This window comes from Psychrobacter cryohalolentis K5 (genome assembly GCF_000013905.1).
Lineage (GTDB): Bacteria > Pseudomonadota > Gammaproteobacteria > Pseudomonadales > Moraxellaceae > Psychrobacter > Psychrobacter cryohalolentis.
This window is the reverse complement of record NC_007969.1, coordinates 1,378,488-1,399,391: the sequence shown is the minus strand read 5'-3', so window position 1 is coordinate 1,399,391 and position 20,904 is coordinate 1,378,488. Positions and strand designations below refer to the sequence as shown.

Annotated in this window: 15 protein-coding genes; 5 read left to right on the top strand and 10 right to left on the bottom strand. The window is 42.5% G+C overall.

The window, feature by feature from the left end; genetic code table 11:
• The first annotated feature begins 302 nt into the window (after positions 1–302).
• On the top strand, positions 303–1,322 hold the full coding sequence (locus PCRYO_RS05930; RefSeq protein WP_011513489.1) for an LLM class flavin-dependent oxidoreductase: 1,020 nt from the start codon (positions 303–305) through the stop codon (positions 1,320–1,322).
• A 124-nt stretch (positions 1,323–1,446) separates the two neighbouring features.
• On the opposite strand, the gene PCRYO_RS05925 is transcribed toward PCRYO_RS05930, so the two are convergent.
• The 5 genes from PCRYO_RS05925 to ispF form a co-directional block, all read right to left on the bottom strand.
• Entirely contained in the window at positions 1,447–2,406 is a 960-nt protein-coding gene (locus tag PCRYO_RS05925; protein ID WP_011513488.1) for an AEC family transporter, read from the bottom strand.
• A gap of 250 nt (positions 2,407–2,656) precedes the next feature.
• Positions 2,657–4,555 (bottom strand): tRNA uridine-5-carboxymethylaminomethyl(34) synthesis enzyme MnmG, encoded by a 1,899-nt coding sequence (gene mnmG / locus PCRYO_RS05920; protein WP_011513487.1) that lies wholly within the window; start codon positions 4,553–4,555, stop codon positions 2,657–2,659.
• Positions 4,556–4,831: 276 nt separating this feature from the next.
• Complete coding sequence (locus PCRYO_RS05915; RefSeq protein WP_011513486.1) at positions 4,832–5,359, bottom strand: hypothetical protein; 528 nt, start codon at positions 5,357–5,359, stop codon at positions 4,832–4,834.
• A 248-nt stretch (positions 5,360–5,607) separates the two neighbouring features.
• The gene (gene grxD / locus PCRYO_RS05910) at positions 5,608–5,958 is read right to left on the bottom strand and encodes a Grx4 family monothiol glutaredoxin (protein ID WP_011280514.1); all 351 of its coding nucleotides are present in this window, start codon (positions 5,956–5,958) and stop codon (positions 5,608–5,610) included.
• 149 nt (positions 5,959–6,107) lie between these two features.
• Positions 6,108–6,614 carry a 2-C-methyl-D-erythritol 2,4-cyclodiphosphate synthase gene (gene ispF, locus PCRYO_RS05905; protein ID WP_011513485.1) on the bottom strand — a complete coding sequence of 169 codons (507 nt, stop codon included), beginning with the start codon at positions 6,612–6,614 and terminating at the stop codon, positions 6,108–6,110.
• A gap of 252 nt (positions 6,615–6,866) precedes the next feature.
• Between ispF and mnmA the strand changes: the two genes are divergently transcribed.
• The 3 genes from mnmA to purB all read left to right on the top strand — a co-directional run bounded on the left by mnmA (position 6,867) and on the right by purB (position 11,460).
• Complete coding sequence (gene mnmA, locus PCRYO_RS05900; protein ID WP_011513484.1) at positions 6,867–8,093, top strand: tRNA 2-thiouridine(34) synthase MnmA; 1,227 nt, start codon at positions 6,867–6,869, stop codon at positions 8,091–8,093.
• A gap of 55 nt (positions 8,094–8,148) precedes the next feature.
• Positions 8,149–9,987 (top strand): hypothetical protein, encoded by a 1,839-nt coding sequence (locus tag PCRYO_RS05895; protein ID WP_011513483.1) that lies wholly within the window; start codon positions 8,149–8,151, stop codon positions 9,985–9,987.
• A gap of 81 nt (positions 9,988–10,068) precedes the next feature.
• Positions 10,069–11,460: an adenylosuccinate lyase gene (gene purB / locus PCRYO_RS05890; protein WP_011513482.1), complete on the top strand. Its 1,392-nt coding sequence runs from the start codon at positions 10,069–10,071 to the stop codon at positions 11,458–11,460.
• Positions 11,461–11,584: 124 nt separating this feature from the next.
• Here purB and PCRYO_RS05885 read toward each other — a convergent pair whose 3' ends face one another.
• Positions 11,585–11,770 carry an NF038104 family lipoprotein gene (locus PCRYO_RS05885; protein WP_011513481.1) on the bottom strand — a complete coding sequence of 62 codons (186 nt, stop codon included), beginning with the start codon at positions 11,768–11,770 and terminating at the stop codon, positions 11,585–11,587.
• A 131-nt stretch (positions 11,771–11,901) separates the two neighbouring features.
• Here PCRYO_RS05885 and PCRYO_RS05880 point away from each other — a divergent pair, with 131 nt between their 5' ends.
• Positions 11,902–13,074 carry a cupin domain-containing protein gene (locus PCRYO_RS05880; RefSeq protein WP_011513480.1) on the top strand — a complete coding sequence of 391 codons (1,173 nt, stop codon included), beginning with the start codon at positions 11,902–11,904 and terminating at the stop codon, positions 13,072–13,074.
• A gap of 160 nt (positions 13,075–13,234) precedes the next feature.
• Here PCRYO_RS05880 and guaD read toward each other — a convergent pair whose 3' ends face one another.
• From guaD to PCRYO_RS05860, 4 genes are all read right to left on the bottom strand, one after another.
• Positions 13,235–14,692: a guanine deaminase gene (gene guaD, locus PCRYO_RS05875; RefSeq protein ID WP_105575661.1), complete on the bottom strand. Its 1,458-nt coding sequence runs from the start codon at positions 14,690–14,692 to the stop codon at positions 13,235–13,237.
• Between the two features lie 221 nt (positions 14,693–14,913).
• Positions 14,914–15,900, bottom strand: coding sequence for an XdhC family protein (locus PCRYO_RS05870; protein WP_011513478.1), 987 nt, complete (start codon positions 15,898–15,900; stop codon positions 14,914–14,916).
• Positions 15,893–18,463, bottom strand: coding sequence for a xanthine dehydrogenase molybdopterin binding subunit (xdhB, locus tag PCRYO_RS05865; RefSeq protein ID WP_011513477.1), 2,571 nt, complete (start codon positions 18,461–18,463; stop codon positions 15,893–15,895). Before xdhB ends, PCRYO_RS05870 begins: the two co-directional genes overlap by 8 nt.
• Positions 18,464–18,629: 166 nt before the next feature.
• Positions 18,630–20,288: a xanthine dehydrogenase small subunit gene (locus tag PCRYO_RS05860; RefSeq protein ID WP_011513476.1), complete on the bottom strand. Its 1,659-nt coding sequence runs from the start codon at positions 20,286–20,288 to the stop codon at positions 18,630–18,632.
• Between the last annotated feature and the right edge of the window lie 616 nt (positions 20,289–20,904).

The window sequence follows — 20,904 nt, the reverse complement described above, 5'->3', positions numbered from 1 at the left end:
AAAGCATCATTATTTTTAGATAATGATGCTTTTTCTTGTGAACTATTCTTTTCTAGTCGACGTCTGACTAAACCAACTGCCCTTATCCTCTATATCTCATATGATTAAGATTTGTTATTGACATGAATACTGACCTTTATATCTTATTTAACCGCCCCATTATATAGAAGGTAAAGCGTTCAGGACTTGCATAGTGATACTTATATGACTAGTTGAATAATAACTACGCAAGCTGAGGCTCTTATAAATGCATAATAAATAATACTGCCATTAATCATATGGCATCTAAAAACAGGTGATTTATGAGTAACTCTATTCCCTTATCCTTCTTAGATTTAGCCCCCGTTCCTGAAGGTAAAAGCATTGCTGAAGGTGTCGCCCAAACCGTTGAAACAGCGCAGCAAGCCGAAAAATCTGGCTTAAACCGCTATTGGATGGCAGAACATCATAATATGCCCGGTATCGCTAGTGCAGCGACGTCAGTGCTATTGTCGCATATTGGTGCTCAGACCAAGCGTATACGTATTGGCGCAGGTGGTGTGATGTTGCCCAATCATGCCCCGCTCGTCATTGCTGAGCAGTTTGGTACCCTGCAAGCATTATATGGCGACCGCGTAGATTTGGGTTTGGGTCGTGCGCCCGGTACAGACGGTGCAACTTTTCAGGCATTACGTCGCCAGATGCAAGATGCTGATCGCTTTCCACAAGATGTGCAAGAGTTGATGTACTTTTTGGGGAATGGCACAGATGATAGTCCCGTACAAGCATTTCCGGGTGCAAAATCCAATATTCCTATTTGGATACTAGGTTCTTCCCTTTTTGGTGCGACCTTAGCAGCGCACTTAGGATTGCCATATGTGTTTGCTTCACACTTTGCACCGCAAATGCTTGGGCAAGCTATCAATGCTTATCGCGAGCAATTTAGACCATCAGCTTACTTAGACAAGCCTTATGTCATGCTAGCGGCAAATTTATTGCTTGCGGACGATGATGCGACCGCCCATTATCACTTTACCTCAGCACAGCAGAGCTTTGTGCGTTTACGCCGTGGTGAAACAGGTCAAATGCCAAAGCCTACTCATGATATGGATAGTATCTGGAGCGCTGCTGAGAAAATGATGGTGGATAGTGCGTTGTCGGTATCGTTTATCGGTTCTGTTAAAACTGTCAAGCCAAAGCTTGCAGCATTTCTTGCTACTCATCAGCCCGATGAGCTGATTGTGACAGCAAACATCTATGACCAAGCAGCACGTTTGCGCTCACTTGAGCTTGTCTCTGAGCTTAATTTGTTTGATTTACAACCAACAAAAGCATTTGTATAACTAAAAAAACCTCCCCTTCTTAAACGATGAGGAGGTTTTTTAAACAGGGGTTGATAACTTCTTAATAACTGTCTTTTGATTTAACCACTGTTTTATAAATATGTAGTCATCCATTAAGCAGTGGTTAAATTAGCCCCATAGCGCGTAATATTGCTGCGCCAATCGCCATTCCAAACATACCAACTACTGTCGTAAATGCCAAAATATTGGCCGCTAAAATATCATTGCCACCCATCGCTTTTGCCATCACATAGCTTGCTGCTGCTGTTGGTGATGCGACCATCAAAAACAGTACGCCCATATGTACGCCCGTTAAGCCAAAAGCAAAACCAACCGCTATAGCAACCAACGGTGCAATAACAATGCGTCCAATGCTTGCCTGCATAGAAAGTCCAGAAGGATGCAACATCGATTTCAAATTAATACTGGCACCGGCACAAATCAGTGCAAGCGGTAAAGCAACTGCTGCTAATAACCCACCGGTGATATGAATCACACCCGCTATCGGTGGTAGTGGCAATGCTTTATAAGTAAAGGCTGCAACGAGTGCAATGATGAGCGGATTGGTAAATAGCTTTTTAATAATCATGGTACTACGACTGAGCCAAGTATCCTCTATACTCTTAGACACTCGGCTGAGCGTAATCACCGCTAAGATATTAAACAGTATTGTTACCACACCCATATATACCGCGCCAATACTTAAGCCAGTCGTCCCATAGGCGTTGGCAACGGTTGCCAGTCCAATAATCGCCATATTGCTGCGAAAGATACCTTGTACAAAAACCCCTTGATTGGCAGGGTCGCTGATAAAGCGCTTGGCATAGAGCTCAGAGCCGATAAACAATATAAAGGTCACCACAATACCAGCGCCTATCAATACCACTTGCTTCGCATAATCAACGTCACTATCGACCACACTAAAAAACAGCAGACATGGCAGACAATAATTAAAAACGAAACTGGAGGCCTGATCGATAAACACTTGATCCGCCTCACCGCGTCTTTTCATAAAAAAACCTAACCACATTAAGGCAAGGTTGGGCAAGACGATGGTCATAGCAAAAATAATGGCATCAATCATAAATAGGCTCAATTTAGTGACAAGCCCATCATAATGTGGACAATAGCGAGGTAAATTAATAAAAAAGATATAAGTAATAACAATAGAGTTGGTAATTCGTAGAGCCAGTATAAAGAGAAAGCAGCAACCAAGACAAGTGAGTACACCTCTTTCTTTTAACAACGGTAGTATTTTGGCAATAAAAAAAGCCCGTAACGACTTCTCGATATGGGCTTTTTGCTTTTCTATTTTTTAAGTCATTAATACATTATTATGACGCGTTTAATGCTGCTTTCACTTTTTTCTGTTTCTTGACCGTCATTGCTAGTAGCTGGATAGCAGCCGGTGTGACACCACTGATACGTCCCGCTTGAGCCAATGTTGACGGACGGACTTGCGCAAGTTTTTGGACAATCTCATTAGACAACCCAGATACCACACTATAATCAAAATCTATTGGTAGCGCTGTATTCTCCAATCTCTTCATCTGATCAATATCTTCTTGCTGACGATCAATATAGCCTGCATATTTAACAGAAATTTCAATCTGCTCTCCCACTTGGGCATCTACTTGCGAATCAGTGATGGCAGCGATATCAGCAAAATGAATCTGCGGACGCTTGAGCAAATCAAAAGCTGTTGCCTCTTTGGATAGCACCTCGCCCGTTTGCTCTGTGACTTTTTTGCCCAATGCATTGGCAGGGGTTGCCCACATATCTTTGAGGCGTGCGGTTTCTGAAGCAATGGCTTCCATTTTTTCTTCATATGCTTGCCAGCGCACATCATCTACTAAGCCAAGCTTACGACCAGTTTCAGTCAAACGTTGGTCAGCATTGTCTTCACGTAGCAATAAGCGATACTCTGCACGACTGGTAAACATGCGGTATGGTTCAGTGGTGCCATGCGTAATCAAATCATCGACAAGCACGCCAAGATAGGCTTCATCACGGCGTGGTGTCCAGACATCAAACTCATTGTTCTCACAGGTGACTAGAGCGGCATTGGTACCAGCTAATAAACCCTGTACGCCTGCTTCTTCGTAGCCAGTTGTACCATTGATTTGACCGGCAAAGTACAAGCGGTCAATCGATTTGGTTTCAAGCGTTGGTTTTAGGTTTTGCGGATCAAAATAATCGTATTCAATCGCATAGCCTGGACGGGTAATATGAGCGTTCTCTAAGCCTTTCATACTATGAATAAATTCTAACTGTACATCAAACGGCAAGCTGGTTGAGATACCGTTTGGATATAGCTCATGAGTGGTCAGACCTTCAGGCTCAATAAAGATTTGATGACTGTCTTTATCAGCGAAGCGATGAATTTTGTCTTCAATAGATGGACAATAACGTGGACCAACACCTTCGATTTTGCCAGAGAACATCGGTGAGCGATCTAAGTTTTCACGAATAATATCATGGGTACGCGCATTGGTATGAGTTATATAACAATTAACCTGCTCAGGATGCATGGACACATCGCCCATATAACTCATGACCGGTAGCGGTGTATCACCCGGCTGTACCGTCATCACACTAAAGTCAACACTACGCGCATCAATACGGGCGGGAGTACCTGTTTTTAGGCGACCAACAGGGAGTTTCAGCTCACGTAAACGATCAGCAAGCTTGATAGAAGGTTGATCGCCTGCGCGACCACCTTTTGAGCTCTCAAGACCAATATGAATCACCCCGCCTAAAAACGTACCTGATGTTAACACGACCGTTTGCGTATTAAAAATAATACCAGTAGCAGTCACAACCGCTGTGGCACGACCGTTTTCAACTAGAATATCATCGGCTGCTTGTTGGAAGATATCAAGGTTTGGCTGATTCTCTAACGTATGACGAATGGCGGCTTTATAAAGAATACGATCTGCTTGCGCTCGAGTGGCTCGTACAGCGGCACCCTTACGACTGTTAAGTACTCGAAACTGGATGCCAGATTTGTCCGTTGCCAGTGCCATTGCGCCGCCAAGTGCATCAATCTCACGCACCAAATGCGATTTACCAATACCACCAATCGCAGGGTTACAGCTCATCTGTCCCAGCGTTTCAATATTATGCGTCAACAGCAAGGTTTGCGCGCCCATACGTGCGGCCGCCAAAGCAGCTTCTGTGCCAGCATGACCGCCACCGATCACCACCACGTCGTAATTTTTTGGGTATTGCATGTAATGCCTCACTTGACTGATCACGCTATGCTTAGCGACAGGCTATTATTTAATAACAGGAACTGGGTAGATAAGTGTCAGTCGAATTTAAAAAAGAAATAGCGACTAGAATATAGAACAAGCCACTATTAGCTGAATAGATAACCATTAATTATAACAATTTTTTATCATTTAAAAAACGTTATACGAAAAACTATTGAGATTAACGATCAAGAAATTTTGATTAACGTTGACAGCATTTACCAATGCTCATTCCCAACGTTTATTTGTCAGGACTTATTTGCCAGGACTAAGCGGCACAATACGATCCGCCTGCCCACTCGCCAGCATATGTTGGCTGCCATAGCCTTCTGGATTAATCTGTAAATAAGCATTCATCTGCCCAATCGCATCTCCATCATCACTCGCTAATATATGCTGTTTTATTGTCTCAACAGGTGGTAGTGGCAAGTTTTTAAGTAATGCCAAACGCTGAGCGTTATCACCTTTATTAACGACCAGTTCAATAAGTTGACGCGCATCAATGGGTAAATCTGGCGTATTCTGTGCCAATAACGCCAAATGATAGGCACCGGCAGCATCTTGATCCGCGACGATACGCTGTTCAATCGCAATATAAGTGGCTTCTGTTGCGCCGCCTGCCACGCTAAGCTGATGAATACATTTAAGCGCTGAATGTGGCTCATTGCCGGCGATTTCAATGATGCGCGTGGATTCATTTTTTAAGTGCTCGCGACGTTTTTCAATCGCAGCTTGCTCGGCATCTTGTATTTGAGTGGTGTGGCTATTTAATTCGTTAGTCATAGAACTCTCTTATTATTGATTCAATGTTTCTTAATGTTTCGAGGTATTGAATATCGATATTAAGAGTTATATGGGGATAAAGCTGGCAAAAACAATTGAACTTGCTGACTGTCAATATTAAAAAATCCGAGCAACCTTTAATAAGGCGACTCGGATTTGGGTACTTAGGCTCGAATATCAATTATATTAACATCTTAATGCCATTTAGATATTTAAGCATTAAACGTCGATATAAAGTGCTTTCGATATTAAGCAGCTGGGCTATTTGCTTCAACCAAAGGCTTAAGCTCGCCTGATTGATACATTTGTAAAATAATGTCTGATCCGCCCATCAATTCACCATCAATCCATAGCTGCGGAAAAGTTGGCCAATTAGCAATTTGTGGTAACGTTGCGCGGATTTCTGGATTTTCTAAGATATTGACGAAAGCAAATGGGCGACCAATTTGTGTCAAGACTTCAATCGCTTTGGCAGAGAAACCACACTGTGGGAACTGCGGTGAGCCTTTCATATATAGAATGACTTTGTTGTCTTTGATTTGGTTACGAATCAGTTGTTCAATATCGTTGGCAGCAGTATTTGGGGTTTGCTCACTCATAAAAACTCCTATTAATTAAAACTATTTATAAAAAAGACAGGTAACATTAAATTTATCATGTGGCTGCTACATGGGGCAATCTTAACCATATTGCAAGCAGTTTTGAAAGCTGACAGCCATAATCATACGCACTGATATACTATTGAGAATTAAACACCAGACGCATTCGGCACCAATAATACCACGGCATTGGCCATAATACCCTCTTGCCGACCGGTAAAGCCCAATTTTTCAGTGGTGGTTGCCTTAACACTGATATTACTCACATCGGTCTGCAAATCACTAGCGATGTTAGCGCGCATGGCTAAATTATGTGGTGCCAGTTTTGGACGCTCACACATTACGGTAATATCAGCATTACCCAATATATAACCTGCCGCTAACACTTTGCCATACACATAACGAAGTAGTACGCGTGAATCTAAACCCGCATTTGCCGCATCAGTATCTGGAAAATGTTGCCCGATATCGCCAAGTGCCAAGGCGCCAAGCAAAGCGTCAGCAAGTGCATGCAGTACTACATCACCATCAGAATGCGCAAGTAAGCTGTGCGTATGATCAATAGGCACACCTGCCAGCACCACATATTGCTGCTGTTGACCATTATTATGAAACGCATGAACATCAATACCTTGACCAATTTTTATCATTATCATTCCAAGTAAATTAATGGTGATTAGGATAATTGAAAACCATTATCTAAATTTTTAAAGCGATTTTACCGCCAGTAAGATGCCTTAGCTCGCCACCAGTTTCAATTAACTGGTATAATATGACGCTTATTTTATCATAATACCCAATCCAAAAGATAAGCCGACGTCGTTCTGCTGAGACTACGCATGGTAGTCATTGCATAATTTTGGCGTCAATATGTATTTTGGAGAACGTATAAATAGTTGAGCCGCTTTATGTCAGCCATACCAAACGCTTCTAACACATCAGCTTCTACTTCTTTTGACGCCCATCGCCCTCTAACGCTTGCCGATATCAATGATCCTAGCACTAAGCATGTGATTGTTGGCATGTCAGGCGGAGTCGACTCTTCTGTGTCTGCCGTATTGCTTCAGCAGGCAGGCTTTATGGTCGAAGGTCTGTTTATGAAGAACTGGGAAGAAGATGACGGTACCGAATATTGTACAGCGATGGATGACTTAGCAGATGCGCAAGCGGTGTGCGACAAAATTGGCATAAAACTGCATACCGCCAACTTTGCCATGGAATATTGGGATCGCGTCTTTGAGCATTTTTTAGCGGAATATAAAGCGGGTCGCACGCCAAATCCCGATATTTTATGTAATAAAGAAATCAAGTTTAAAGCATTCTTAGACTATGCCTTAACGCTTGGTGCTGATTATATCGCCACTGGTCACTATACCCGCCGCAGTGTGAACTATAAGAATAATGACGGTATTGAAGTGGCTCAATTGCTACGTGGGCTCGATAATAATAAAGACCAAAGCTACTTCTTACATGCGGTTGGCGGTGACAAGCTTGCCAAAACCCTGTTCCCAGTTGGTGAGCTCAAAAAACCAGTCGTTCGTCAAATCGCTGAAGAGCATGACCTTATTACCGCCAATAAAAAGGATTCAACTGGTATTTGTTTTATTGGCGAGCGCCGTTTTAAAGACTTTTTACAGCAGTATTTGCCGGCACAAAAAGGCGATATCGTTACTGACGATGGTATTACTATCGGTACGCATGATGGTCTTATGTACTATACATTAGGGCAGCGCGGTGGTATTGGTATTGGCGGAGTGAAAGATCGTCCCGAAGAACCATGGTTTGTACTCGCAAAAGACTTAGATAACAACCGTTTGATCGTTGGACAAGGTCACGAGCATGCCATGATGCTGAGTAATGAGCTACAAGCTTATAAGCTCGATTGGGTCGATGTTTTACCGCCTGCAGATATATTTAGCGAAGATGGCTTACGTTGTATGGCAAAATCGCGCTATCGTCAGCCTGACCAAGCTTGTACCGTATTTGCTAACAATGAAAATGGTAGTGAGGTACGAGTGGTATTTGATGAGCCACAACGTGCCGTTACTCCCGGTCAATCAGCGGTATTTTATATCGATGAAGTTTGTCTAGGCGGCGGCGTGATTGCCTCTATTGATGCGCCTTGCGGAATTTGACATCTCATTTATCCTTAATTAATAAAATGATTTGCCTTTGTTTTTAGGATATTGAATGACCGCTCGCTTTTTTGTTTTACTTACTCTTCCAACTTCTTTTTCGTTATGGGCGAAGCGAGGTCTTACGCTTACTCTTATGGCGGCGTCATTTAATTTGCAGGCTGCACCAACAAATATGGGTAGTATGACAGTTACCAGCTCTAATGCTTCGGCTGGTACTGCTTCTGGCACATATGTAGCAGCAGGTTCTGGTGCTACCGGTAGTTTTACTTTAGTTCGCAATGAAAATATTGGTTATAACAATAGCGCTGAGATAACACCAGCTAGTGGTACGCGCACCAATGGTATTGAAATCAGGAATGATTCTAATACTAGTATTGATAGAGATAAGTTCAAGTACACCTTTACTATTACTCCTGATGACAATGCTTCTATACATACCATAAAAGTTGGTCAAGCTAGCTATTCACTGGGTGGTAACTCAGAGATTGCACGTCAAACATTAAGCTTTACCCAAAATAGTCAAATTAGTACGCCTGCGCAAGCTACCATCAGAAATAATCCAAACGTCCCCTATTTTTATAATGCCATGGGTGATTATTTTATGGGTAAAAAACTGGCTGGAAATAGCTTTAGCTCTAACAATACGGTTACCTTGCCACAGCTACGCTTCGATAGCTCAAATGGTGGGGATAGCGGCTTATATTATTACGGAATCACTGCGCTTAACGGTAGTGGTAATAGTAGCTCGTTTACGCCTACTACCAATAGTAGTGGACAAGTATCTTTTGCATCTGGTCAAAAAAGAGGTACCTTGCCCCCTATGCCCACCTTTACCAATATTCTAAAAGAAACCTCTACCAGTCCCAATAATCAGACGACTTATCGGGCATTGAACGTAAACGACATCATAGCTAATAATAGCAGCTACGTCAGCTATGGTATCGCTAATACGGACAGCAACTATGTTCTTGCGGTTAAGAATGCCAAGACTGTCACCTTAACTTACGAAGGCATCATGAGAGGTAATAGTGCTATTGAAGCGGATGTGGTTGGAGAAACCTATAATGAATGGCTCAGCTTCGGGGTAGAAAGCGAACCTCTCTATTATGTTTTTTCAGGAACAGTATTTAACGATAATGGTGGTAATACCAATCCACAAATCAATAACTCTGGCTACTTTAACGGTATTTTTGATGCCGTTTCCGAAAGCGGAATTTCTAACAGTACTATTAAACTAGTCGATTGCAACAACTCAGATATAGTTTACGCTAGTGAAAATTTACCTATGACTGGTGTTGGGCAATATCAACTTAGAACGCCCATTGCCAATCTGAGCGGCAAAAACACTGTCTGTTTGATAGAAGAAAACAGTACGAATACACACCCTATTCGCACTACTAATAGTAAAAAACAAGTGGATTTAGTGACGAACAAATATTTTTATGATACCAATAATTTTGGTAGAGTCGCTGCTGAAAATGCTGCTCTAGTACTTATAAAATACCAATATGTAAATAGCTGTCCGGCGACTATTGATTACCCTACTATTAGCAATACCGCTGCTGACAACCCTAATAGTGGTTTTAGTACTAAACCTATTGACAATATTGAGCCTGGAAACTGTATTGCCTATAAAATTACGGCAACCAATCGCGCCAACCTTTCTATTGATAACTTCATAATGCAAGATATGCTTCAAAAGAAGGGAGAAAAAGGGGCCGTAGTCGACTCAAAACTGATTGCACCACTTTATAAGCCAAATGACTATGCTTCTGATAGTGTGGCTATCGGTAATAATGGTTTAATTAAAACCAAAATATTTACTCTAGCGGCAAAATCATCTTACGACTTTTACTTCAATACTAAGTACGGTACAACGCAATCTAATTAATACATGATGATTTTTCAGATTAAATCATTTTTTACATTTTTTTAACCAGCTGTAATTTCAATAACTTTTTGAGGCAATGATATGAATCTACTTACCGCACTCTCCCCAATCGATGGTCGCTATGCATCCAAAGCCGATAGCTTGCGCCCTTATTTATCAGAATTTGGTCTGATTAAAGCGCGTGTGACCGTTGAGATTCGCTGGTTACAGTCATTGGCTGATAATAGCGCGATTGGTGAGTTGGCAGAATTTGATACCAATACCAATGCGTTTTTAAATGCTATCGTAGAGAACTTTAGCGAAGCTGACGCGCAAGCGATCAAAGACATCGAAGCAACGACCAACCATGATGTAAAAGCGGTTGAATACTTTATTAAAGATAAATTCCGTGGTCAGGCAGCACTTGAAGATTCATTAGAATTTATTCATTTTGCTTGTACCAGTGAAGATATTAATAACCTATCTTACGCACTCATGCTCAAAGACAGCCGCGAAATCGTCGTTGCTAAAATGCAAGAAGTAACGGATAGCATCGTTAATCTAGCAATTATCCATGCTGATCAACCGATGCTTTCACGTACTCATGGTCAAACGGCAAGCCCGACGACTCTAGGTAAAGAGATGGCAAACGTTGCTTATCGCCTTGCTCGTCAAATTAAGCAAGTCGGTCAGGTAGAGTTACTCGGTAAAATCAATGGTGCGGTCGGTAACTATAATGCTCACTACGCCTCATATCCTGACGTTGATTGGCAGAATCATGCTGAAAAATTCATTAATGAACGTTTAGAATTGACCTTTAATCCTTATACCACGCAAATTGAGCCGCATGATTATATCGCTGAATTGTTTGACGCAGTAAAACGCTTTAATACCATTCTAATCGACTTTAACCGTGATATTTGGCAGTATATTAGCTTAGGCTATTTTAAACAGCGCCTAAAAGATGGTGAAGTGGGTTCTTCTACCATGCCGCATAAAGTCAACCCGATTGACTTTGAAAACTCTGAAGGTAATTTGGGTGTAGCTAATGCCATGCTTGCTCATTTGGGTGAAAAGCTACCGATTTCACGTATGCAGCGCGATTTGTCTGACTCTACCGTGTTGCGTAATATCGGTGTTGGTCTAGCACAAAGCATGATTGCTTATGATGCGTGCCTCAAAGGCGTCAGCAAACTTGAATTAAATGCCCAACGTTTAAATGATGACCTAGATAATGCGCAAGAAGTGTTGGCAGAGCCGATTCAAACGGTCATGCGTCGCTACCGTGTTGAAAACCCATACGAGAAGCTGAAAGCTCTTACCCGTGGTAATGCCATGACTCGTGAAGCAATGCTTACTTTTGTTGATGGCGATGAATTATCGGCAGTCAGTGAAAGCGATAAAAACAGTTTGCGCGAAATGACGCCTGCTACTTATATTGGTAATGCGGCTGAACAAGCACGCACGATTAAAGAATGGATTGCTAAAATTTAACTGGCAATCAGCTCATCTCTATCAAATGCAAAAAAGATATAAATGAGCACTCATTTATATCTTAATAAGAACCTTACTCTAAACACTATTATTTTTTAAAATACATAGTTGATGGGTGAGGTTTTTATTCTTTATCGTCTTTATCACTGCTATCGCCCGGTATGATAGCTTTACCCACAGCGACCGTACCTTTAACCACACCTTTAGTGGTTTTATAAGCGATTTTAGCAGGTACAGTAACAATTTTATGTACACAAGCTTGCAGCAAAAACATACTGGCAATAATAACGATAAAATGTAATTTTTTCATAAATGTCCTAAGAATAATTATAGGCTCTGATGACAGTCATCAGATAAGCAATAATCATAAACTAATAAATCCTGCCTATAAAGCCATCATTTCTATTAATCTTATAACCAGTTAACCATACGGATTTATCCATGACTTCTATCTCCCTTTGTTTACCGAATACCATTACTCCTGAGCAATTCTTAAGCGATTATTGGCAAAAAAAACCCCTCTTGATTAAGCAAGGCTTACCGCAATTAATTGGTATGTTTGAGCCGGAAGATATCTTAGGCTTAGCTATAGATGAAGACGCTACTGCAAGGCTACTGACTCAAGCTGCGAGCAAACAAGAAGGTCAGCCGCAATGGCAACTTAAAAAGAACCCACTAACTGAAGCCGACTTTGATAACTTACCTGAGCAATGGTCAGTACTGGTACAAAATCTTGAGCAATGGTCGCCGGAACTTGGCGCATTATGGCAGGCGCTTGATTTTATACCGCAGTGGCAGCGCGATGATATTATGGTGTCTTATGCGCCAAAAGGCGGCTCGGTTGGCAAGCATTATGATGATTACGATGTATTTCTAGCGCAAGGGTTTGGCTCTAGGCGTTGGCAGTTAGGTAAGTTTTGTGATGAGCAGACGCAATTTGTTGCCGATGAGCCGATACGTCTATTTGATGATATGGGCGAGATTATCTTTGATGAAATCTTAGAAGCCGGTGATGTGCTATACGTGCCACCAAAATTAGCACATTTTGGCGTAGCGCAAGATGATTGCCTAACCTTTTCCTTTGGCTGCCGTCGTCCAAACTTGATGCAAATCATTGACAACCTTGCCGATGTCGCGACCAATGACAGCGCTTTATTTATACCGATGTTATTACCACAAGCTATGCAAGCGTCAGGGGAGTTAAAGACTGACAGCATTGAGGCGATTAAAACTCAATTATTACAACTCCTCCAATCTGAGCGCGGTGATACGATTATTCGCCAAGCCGTGTCTGAAGTGGTCAGCAAGCGTCAATATGATGTGCTTGTCCCTGAAGAGTCGCTGACGACTGATGAGATGATAGCAGCATTGGCAACTGGCGCGACGTTGGAAGCAGATTACAGCAATCGTTTGTTATACACTCAGGCGGATAATGACATCGTTTTATATGCCAATGGGCAACGCCTAGATGATTTGCATGAAACATCGATAGCACTACTGGTACGCTTATCTAATGGCGAGCATTTAAGCCTTGACGATATGGAAGGGATTGACCCTGATGAAGTGATGGAATGGTTAGAGAATGGTTGGATATGGATGAATCATCCAGAGTAATGCCATAGTTATTAGCCAGTTTTTATAGCACATTGGCTATTAAGCATTATTTAAAAACCATCAGCGCCTATTTACTAAGATTTAAATGTCTTAATAAATAGGCGCTGATTTTTATGTAAACATTCTAACTTAAGCAAAAAAATACCTTTAATACTTCCCTTTATGCAGCAACCGCTTTTTTATAACGACTCACGCCAGCGATAATTGTTTCTTCAATCACCCTATCATCACCTAACATCATCAGCACAAATAACTGCTCATCAAGTGACTTGGTCTGTGTCATACGGCGCTCCATTAAATCAGTGCCACCCATATCTATCACCACAAAATCTGCTTCTTTATTGGGCATAAAGTTACCGATTTTATCGTCTAATAACAATGACTGCGCGTTGCCTAACGTGATTTGATATAACCCTTGATGCGCTGATAACGGATTACTCTGTAATTGCTGAACTTTATAGGCTTCTGCTAAAGTGGTCAGCATCGATAAGCTAGTACCTGCGCCCACGTCGGTTGCGATACTAACGCCGGTATAGCTTAGAGTTTTGGACAAATCAAACAGTCCACTGCCTAAAAATAAATTGGACGTCGGGCAATGGGCTATTTGGGTGCCAGTATCACGTAGCACTTCATATTCTGATGTCGAGAGATGAATGCCATGCGCCAACGTCGTACGCCTGCCAAGTAAGCCCATATCATGATAAACGTCTAAATAACCTTTATGATTGGGATAAAGCTCACGTACAAAGGCGATTTCATCAAGGTTTTCAGCCAAATGTGTTTGCAGATAAACGCTGTCATAGCTACGATATAGCTCTCCCGTCATTTGTAATTGCTTCGGCGTTGAGGTAATGGCAAACCTCGGCGTAATCGCCACATGCTGACGTCCGCGCTCATGCCATTTATCGATGATATTCTGCGTATCGCGAATCCCTTGCTCTGTTGGTACACACAAGTGCTCAGGCGCGTTTTGATCCATCAATACATTACCCGTAATCATACGCGTATTCAAACGACTACTTTCGTTAAAGAACGACTCTACTGACTGTGGATGGCTAGTAGAGAACACCAAAGCGCTGGTTGTACCGTTAGCAAGCAGCTGATTCAAAAAGAATTTTGCCGTATCGTCAGCAATCTTTGCATCGCCAAAATTGGCTTCGGTCACAAAGGTATAATTATTCAACCAATCAAGCAATTGCTCGCCAAATGCAGCAATCATATCTATTTGCGGATAATGCACATGAGTATCGATAAAACCCGGCATAATGAGCTTATCTTGATAATCATGAATTTGTACTGGCGCTTGACCCTCTTGGCGACTGTCGTTGCCGTACTGTGACATCATTGACGCACAGCTGCCATAATCCACAACGCGACCAGTCGCATCATCGACCACCAAGGCACCATTGGCGATATATTCAGGATAAACCTTGACGCCTGTAACCACTGGCAGCAAATTGACGTTTTTTTCTACCACTGTGATGCTAGGACGCTCAGCATTGGTTAAATTATCATTGGTTAAATCGGCCGTATCTAAATGGGCACGCTTGGCTCTTTCAGCCAGATTATCTTCGGTTAAATAATGCAGCAACTGTGCTTGATAAATATGTATGGTCATAAAAAAATCTCACAATAATAGATAAGTATTTTGGTTAAAAATTCATCCATATTATATGTCCATCCTAATACAATCATAGAAGTATAAGCACAAAGTTACTGAACGCAGCCTATATCGTATGATGGCTGACGAAGCTAAGAACCATGCCTTACTTTCTTAATACCTTGAGGATAAACAGATAAATAGCGAATTAAAAAACTGTCAATTAGGGTTAATATTGGTTATAAATCATTATAAAGCTGCATAACTTGTGCCGCGATAGAAATAGCGACTGCCATTGGCTCTTTTCCGCCCGTATTAAGTCCGATTGGCATGGTCAATTTATCGACTATTTGCTCATTATAATCACGCTGCAGTAGACGATCTCTAAAACGCTTAGCTTTAGTCGCTGAGCTGATACAACCAAGATAAGGTAATGAGCTGCTATCGATGCCAATTTTTACATAAGCATCGAGCGCGGCACGTACCAAATCAAAATCAAGACTGTGATCATGTGTCATGACCAAAATAAAATACTGAGTGCCTTTTTTTGTTGACGCATTCATCAAGGCACTTTCAATGCTCTTGGCAACAAACGGTTGAACAAAATCGACTGGATCTTCATCAATATGCGGGCGAATGTGAGTAGGCAACTGATAAGTCACTCGCCCCTCTACAGTATCCGGATTATGGGTTAGATAACGCTCAAACATTTCAGCTCGGCTGTCCACCCAGTCAACCTGACAAGGCAGCTCAGTAAGAATGGTCATTAGCGCAGCTGCTACATGCCCTGCGCCAAACACCAGTAATGACATGGGCGGCGTTACATTAAAGCATTCAAACATGACCGTGACGCTACCGCCGCAGCATTGAGCCAATGTAGCGCCCAATGGATAATGCTTGGTGTAAACGGCATCGCGGCGTACTGCCTGCGCCTTTTCAGACTTACCTTCTTTTAACGGTTGCGTGCTTCTTGCTTCAGTCGTATCAAGCTCGCCATTTAGCAATTGCCTAGCGGTTATCGTCACGTCATGTTCAAGGCTACCGCCGCCTAAGGTGTCACAGCATGCATCAAGCGTCACGATCATTTTTGATTGAAGATCACGAGGTGCTGAGCCATTCACCGCAACGACCGTCGCCAAAACGTGCGCAATACCTTGCTGCTGATATTGCGCCAGTCCGTTATACCACTTTGTTGGTGGCATCGGTGTGATTAGTGACTTATTCACTATGTGCCGGTCCGCGAGCCGTTGATACATTTGGGTTTTGTATCGCTTCAGGCTGATCATCCGTTAGCTTACCTTCGACTTCTGTTGGATTAATATCCTTACCATGTGCGACTTGCTGCGGCTTGACTTTATCATCATCAATACCGCAATTATCATCGGTTACTGTTAGGCTAGTAATCGTATCTGTATCCGCTTTAGAAGCGATTTCCCATTCTTGACCTTGCATACGCATGACCGATTTTAATACCGCTTCTGGCGTTGCCGGCATGGTCAGCTCAGGGTTTTTCCGGTAATCACCTAAGCTTGCAATCGCGTTGTTAATCGCGCACCAAACACTAGCGGCTAGCATAAATGGCGGTTCGCCAACGGCTTTGGAGTTATAAATAGTTTGCTCTTCGTTTTTGCGATCGAACAGTTTGACGCTCCATTGTTTTGGTAAGTCATGCGCCATTGGAATTTTATAATTGGCGGCACTGTTTGACGCAAGGTTTCCTTTTTTATCCCAAACCAGCTCTTCAGCAGTAAGCCAGCCCATACCTTGAACAAAACCGCCTTCAATCTGACCGATATCAATTGCAGGATTAATCGACTGCCCAACATCGTGTAAGATATCGCAGCGCAATACCCTATATTCACCCGTTAAAATATCAATCTCAACCTCAGAACAAGAGGCACCCAAGGCAAAGTAAAAGAATGGGCGACCCCACGCTTTTGAGCGATCATAAAATATCTTTGGTGTTTTATAGTAGCCAGTAGACGATAAGCTAACGCGGTGCTGATATGCGAGTAACACCATTTCAGCAAAGGTTAGTGTTTCTTTATCACCGATATGAACATGATTGCGCTCAAATTTGACATCTTCTGCACTTACTTCAAAATGTTCAGTAGCAAATTCAACCAAGCGATCTCTAATAGTAATACAAGCGTTTTGTGCGGCTTTGCCATTCATATCAGTACCTGACGACGCCGCTGTTGGCGAAGTATTTGGCACTTTATCGGTACGAGTTGCGGTTACTTTTACGGTATCTAAATCTACATCGAATTCATTAGCAACGATTTGGGCAATCTTAATATATAGCCCTTGCCCCATTTCAGTACCACCATGATTGATTTGAATGGTACCGTCGGTATAGATATGAACCAAAGCACCCGCTTGGTTTAGCGTCTGTACCGTAAATGAGATACCAAATTTGACCGGCGTTAGAGCCAGACCAAAACGTTTGTCACTACCTTCGGCTTCAGCTTTTCGATTAGCGACTGTGATTTGTTCACGTCGCTTAGCATAATCGTTGTCATCAGCTAACGTCTGTATGATAGTCGCCAAATCAAAATGTTCAATCGGCTGCCCATAATGGGTGCTTTGACCATTTTGATATAGATTTGCCAAACGTACCTGCAAAGGATCTTTACCCAGACTGTAGGCGATATCATCCATCATGTATTCAGCAGTTAGCAAACCTTGTGGGCCACCAAAACCTCGATAAGCGGTATTTGATACTGTATGAGTCTTGCAGCGATGACCAGCGATCTGAGCCGCTGGATAATAATAGGCGTTGTCACAATGGAACATCGCCCGATCGACAATAGCATCGGACAAATCTGGTGAATAACCGCACAATCCTGATAGCTGCATATCAACGCCAAGCACTTGACCAGCATCATTGACACCGACATCGTAGCGATTGGCAAATTCATGACGTTTACCAGTGACAACCATATCATCTTGACGGTCTAAGCGCATACTCACTGGCACATTATGGCGTTTGGCAACGATACCGCACAGACACGCCCATGCGGCAGCTTGCGTTTCTTTACCACCAAAACCACCGCCCATTCGGCGCACAACTGTCGTCACGGCATGAAAAGGTAAATCGACCACTTCGGCGACCAGCTGCTGCACTTCACTCGGATGCTGTGAGGAAGTATAGACTTCAAGCCCACCATCATCGCAAGGAATAACATAAGATACTTGCCCTTCCAAATAAAAATGCTCTTGCCCCAACATATGAATATGCCCTGCAATACGAGTAGGTGCACTCTCAAGCTCAGCCTGAGCATCACCGCGCGTCATAAAGTGACTTGGACGTACAAACTGCTCTTGCTTTAGCGCCTCATCAATAGTGAGGATTGCGGGCAGCGGCTCATATTCCACAATGGCTTTGAGCACGGCTTTTTTTGCTGCACGGTGACTGGTGGCAACCACCGTAAATAGCGTTTGACCGACATATTCTGTGATCTGATCGACCATGAGTGGATCGCCATCAAACACTGCTCCGATATCAGTCTTGGCTGGTAAATCTTTAAAAGTGATGACATCGATTACCCCGTCCGCTGCTTGTACGGCGCTCAAATCCATATTCAATACACGAGCATGCGCGTGAGCACTTTTACCAATTGCTAAATGCAGGGTGTTTTGTGGTTTTAGCATATCGTCCACATAAGTGGCAGTGCCCATAACGTGACTAATAGCACTGTCATGCTTTGCTTGGGTGCCAATCTTGTCTTTTGGTGGACGCTGTCTGCGGGTACTATAGCTGTCAAATAATGAAGAATGGTGGCTCATAATGGCTCTCTCTCTTATATTTTTAGCAAAACCTATCTCTCTAACAATAGCGTTTTGACTGTATCTTTTAGCGATGCGAAAGTCAGGTGAGTTAGCATAATCAAGCAAGTTCAAACACTAATGCCGTCTATTTAGCTCTTGCCGAGCTTACTTGCTATATGTTTACTTACGCATCTACCGCTTGCACATCAGCAACCAATTGCTTGCCACACTTAATGATTAACCGCTGCATCACATGCATACGATACTCTCGGCTGGCTCTCACATCGGTCATCGGTGAGACATCATTAGGTAGCCTTTGTGCTGCCTGCTCGAAACTGGCAACATTTACTGCTTGTCCAATTAGTGCCTGCTGACATTCTGCTGCCAATAAAGGTATCGCCGCCATGCCGCCAAGTCCAAATTTTGCATCTTGGATAGTCATGCCATCCGCTGACAAATCAAGTCGCGCAGCAAGCAAGCACGCTGAGATATCATCTTCGTAACGCTTACTAATCTTATGAATATAGAGATACTGATTATCTTGCATTAGCGGAATATGAAGGGCTACCACGTAACTACCAGCACGTAGTTTGGTCTTTTTATAATCTAAAAAGAATTTAGATAAAGGAATGATTTCATCAATACTAGATACTTGATTTGAATGGACATTATTAACATTGATATTGTCAGTAGCGCTGTTAATAGAATTGTCAATAGCAGCACAATGACGCAGATGAATATGAGTATCTAATGCCAATAGAATGGGAGGCAAATCGCCAATCGGTGAAGCGTTAGCGACGTTACCGCCGATAGTGCCCATATTACGGATTTGCGGAGAAGCAATACGTTCAAACAAATTGGCAAACGCAGGGAAATGTTGTTCAAGCGCAGGCAGCATGCTCTTATAGCTCATGCCAGCACCCAATACTAAAAACTCTACTTCGCTATCGCTTTTAGACTGCTCATCGGTATTTAAGCTTAACGCTTGTAGTGACCAAGATTTTAGCTCGTCAATCGCTGACAGTTGTACGATAATATCGTGATCCACCAAGTGTTGCGTCACACTCAAACCTAAGTCCGTACCACCTGCCCAAATGGTCGCTTTTGGATGGGCAGCGAGCACTTGATTGAGCTCAGCAACAGACTTTGGAATGAATAACTTACGTGACCCTTGATTAAGCGCAGGCTCAATAGTACCCATTTCGCTTGAAACGGTTTGTCTGCTATTTGCCATCGCATCTGTCGCTAAACTGATGGTCAAGTCTTTGGCGATCGTCTGATCAGCATCGCGTTGTCTACCAATCTCACTCATTGCCAAGCCCGCCTCGATAATAGGACGATAGCCCGTACAGCGGCAAAGATTCCCACCAATTGCAGCCACAATATCATCGTAGCTCAAATCATCTTTGATGGTTCCCTTTGCGACTTGCAGACGATGATTCTCGTAGGTGCTGGCCAGTGTCATCACAAATCCAGGCGTACAAAACCCGCACTGCGAGCCATGGCATTCGACCATTGCTTGCTGCGCTGGGTGCAATAAAGCACGTTCTGGATGATGTTCAGGATTGTCCGCGATATAAGCTGACGTCATTATATGATGACCATCCATCAATGACAGTAGCGTGATACAGGCGTTAAGGGTATAAAAAGGCAAATCAGAAGAATCTTCATCACTGCTAGGTAAGCGCTGCGCCATCACCGTACAGGCTCCGCAGTCGCCACTGCCGCAGCCTTCTTTGGTATCAGTCTGGCGTTCGTGCAAGCGCAAATACTCAAGCACCGTGGTATTCGGATTGAGGTCAGTTAATTGCTTATATTGACCGTTCAAATAAAAATGAATCATAGCAATGCTCAGCTGTCAGAATAAAAGGAAGATAAAAAACTGCTTTATCTTTAATCGAATCATAAAATCTTAACAATCAGTATCTTAAAGGATAACTGCACACAAATGCGCTGCCCTTAAGTGAGTACTTAATTACCATGTTAATAAAATTTATACGATGATGATCATCATACCTACATCAATACTGAGAGTTATAACTGTATTGAATAAGCTGACTGCCTATCTGACTACTGACTTGCTCAGGCTTAATCTGTTTGCGGTTTGAACTTTTTAATTTACCTATGATGGATGAGCATCTTTAGTAAATACAAAAGCATTATCAAGGGTTTGGGTATCGTCTTAACGACGACTACTCTATTGGAAAATCGAGGAATATAAGCACCGTTAAAACATGCTTTCAAGGCTTAGCTTACGTCAACGTTCCGTGTTAAAGGGATTTATTAACCATTTAGTGAATAATTGCTGACTAAACGGTTAACTTATATTATCACCATCTTTGTTTAACTTACAACTCAAAAAATACCTTATTTTGGTTGAAAAGCCAAGAAACTTCATTACTAAAGTGAGTATTTACTAAAATACCTACCTATCCTACCTCTAAATTTAAGCATAAAAA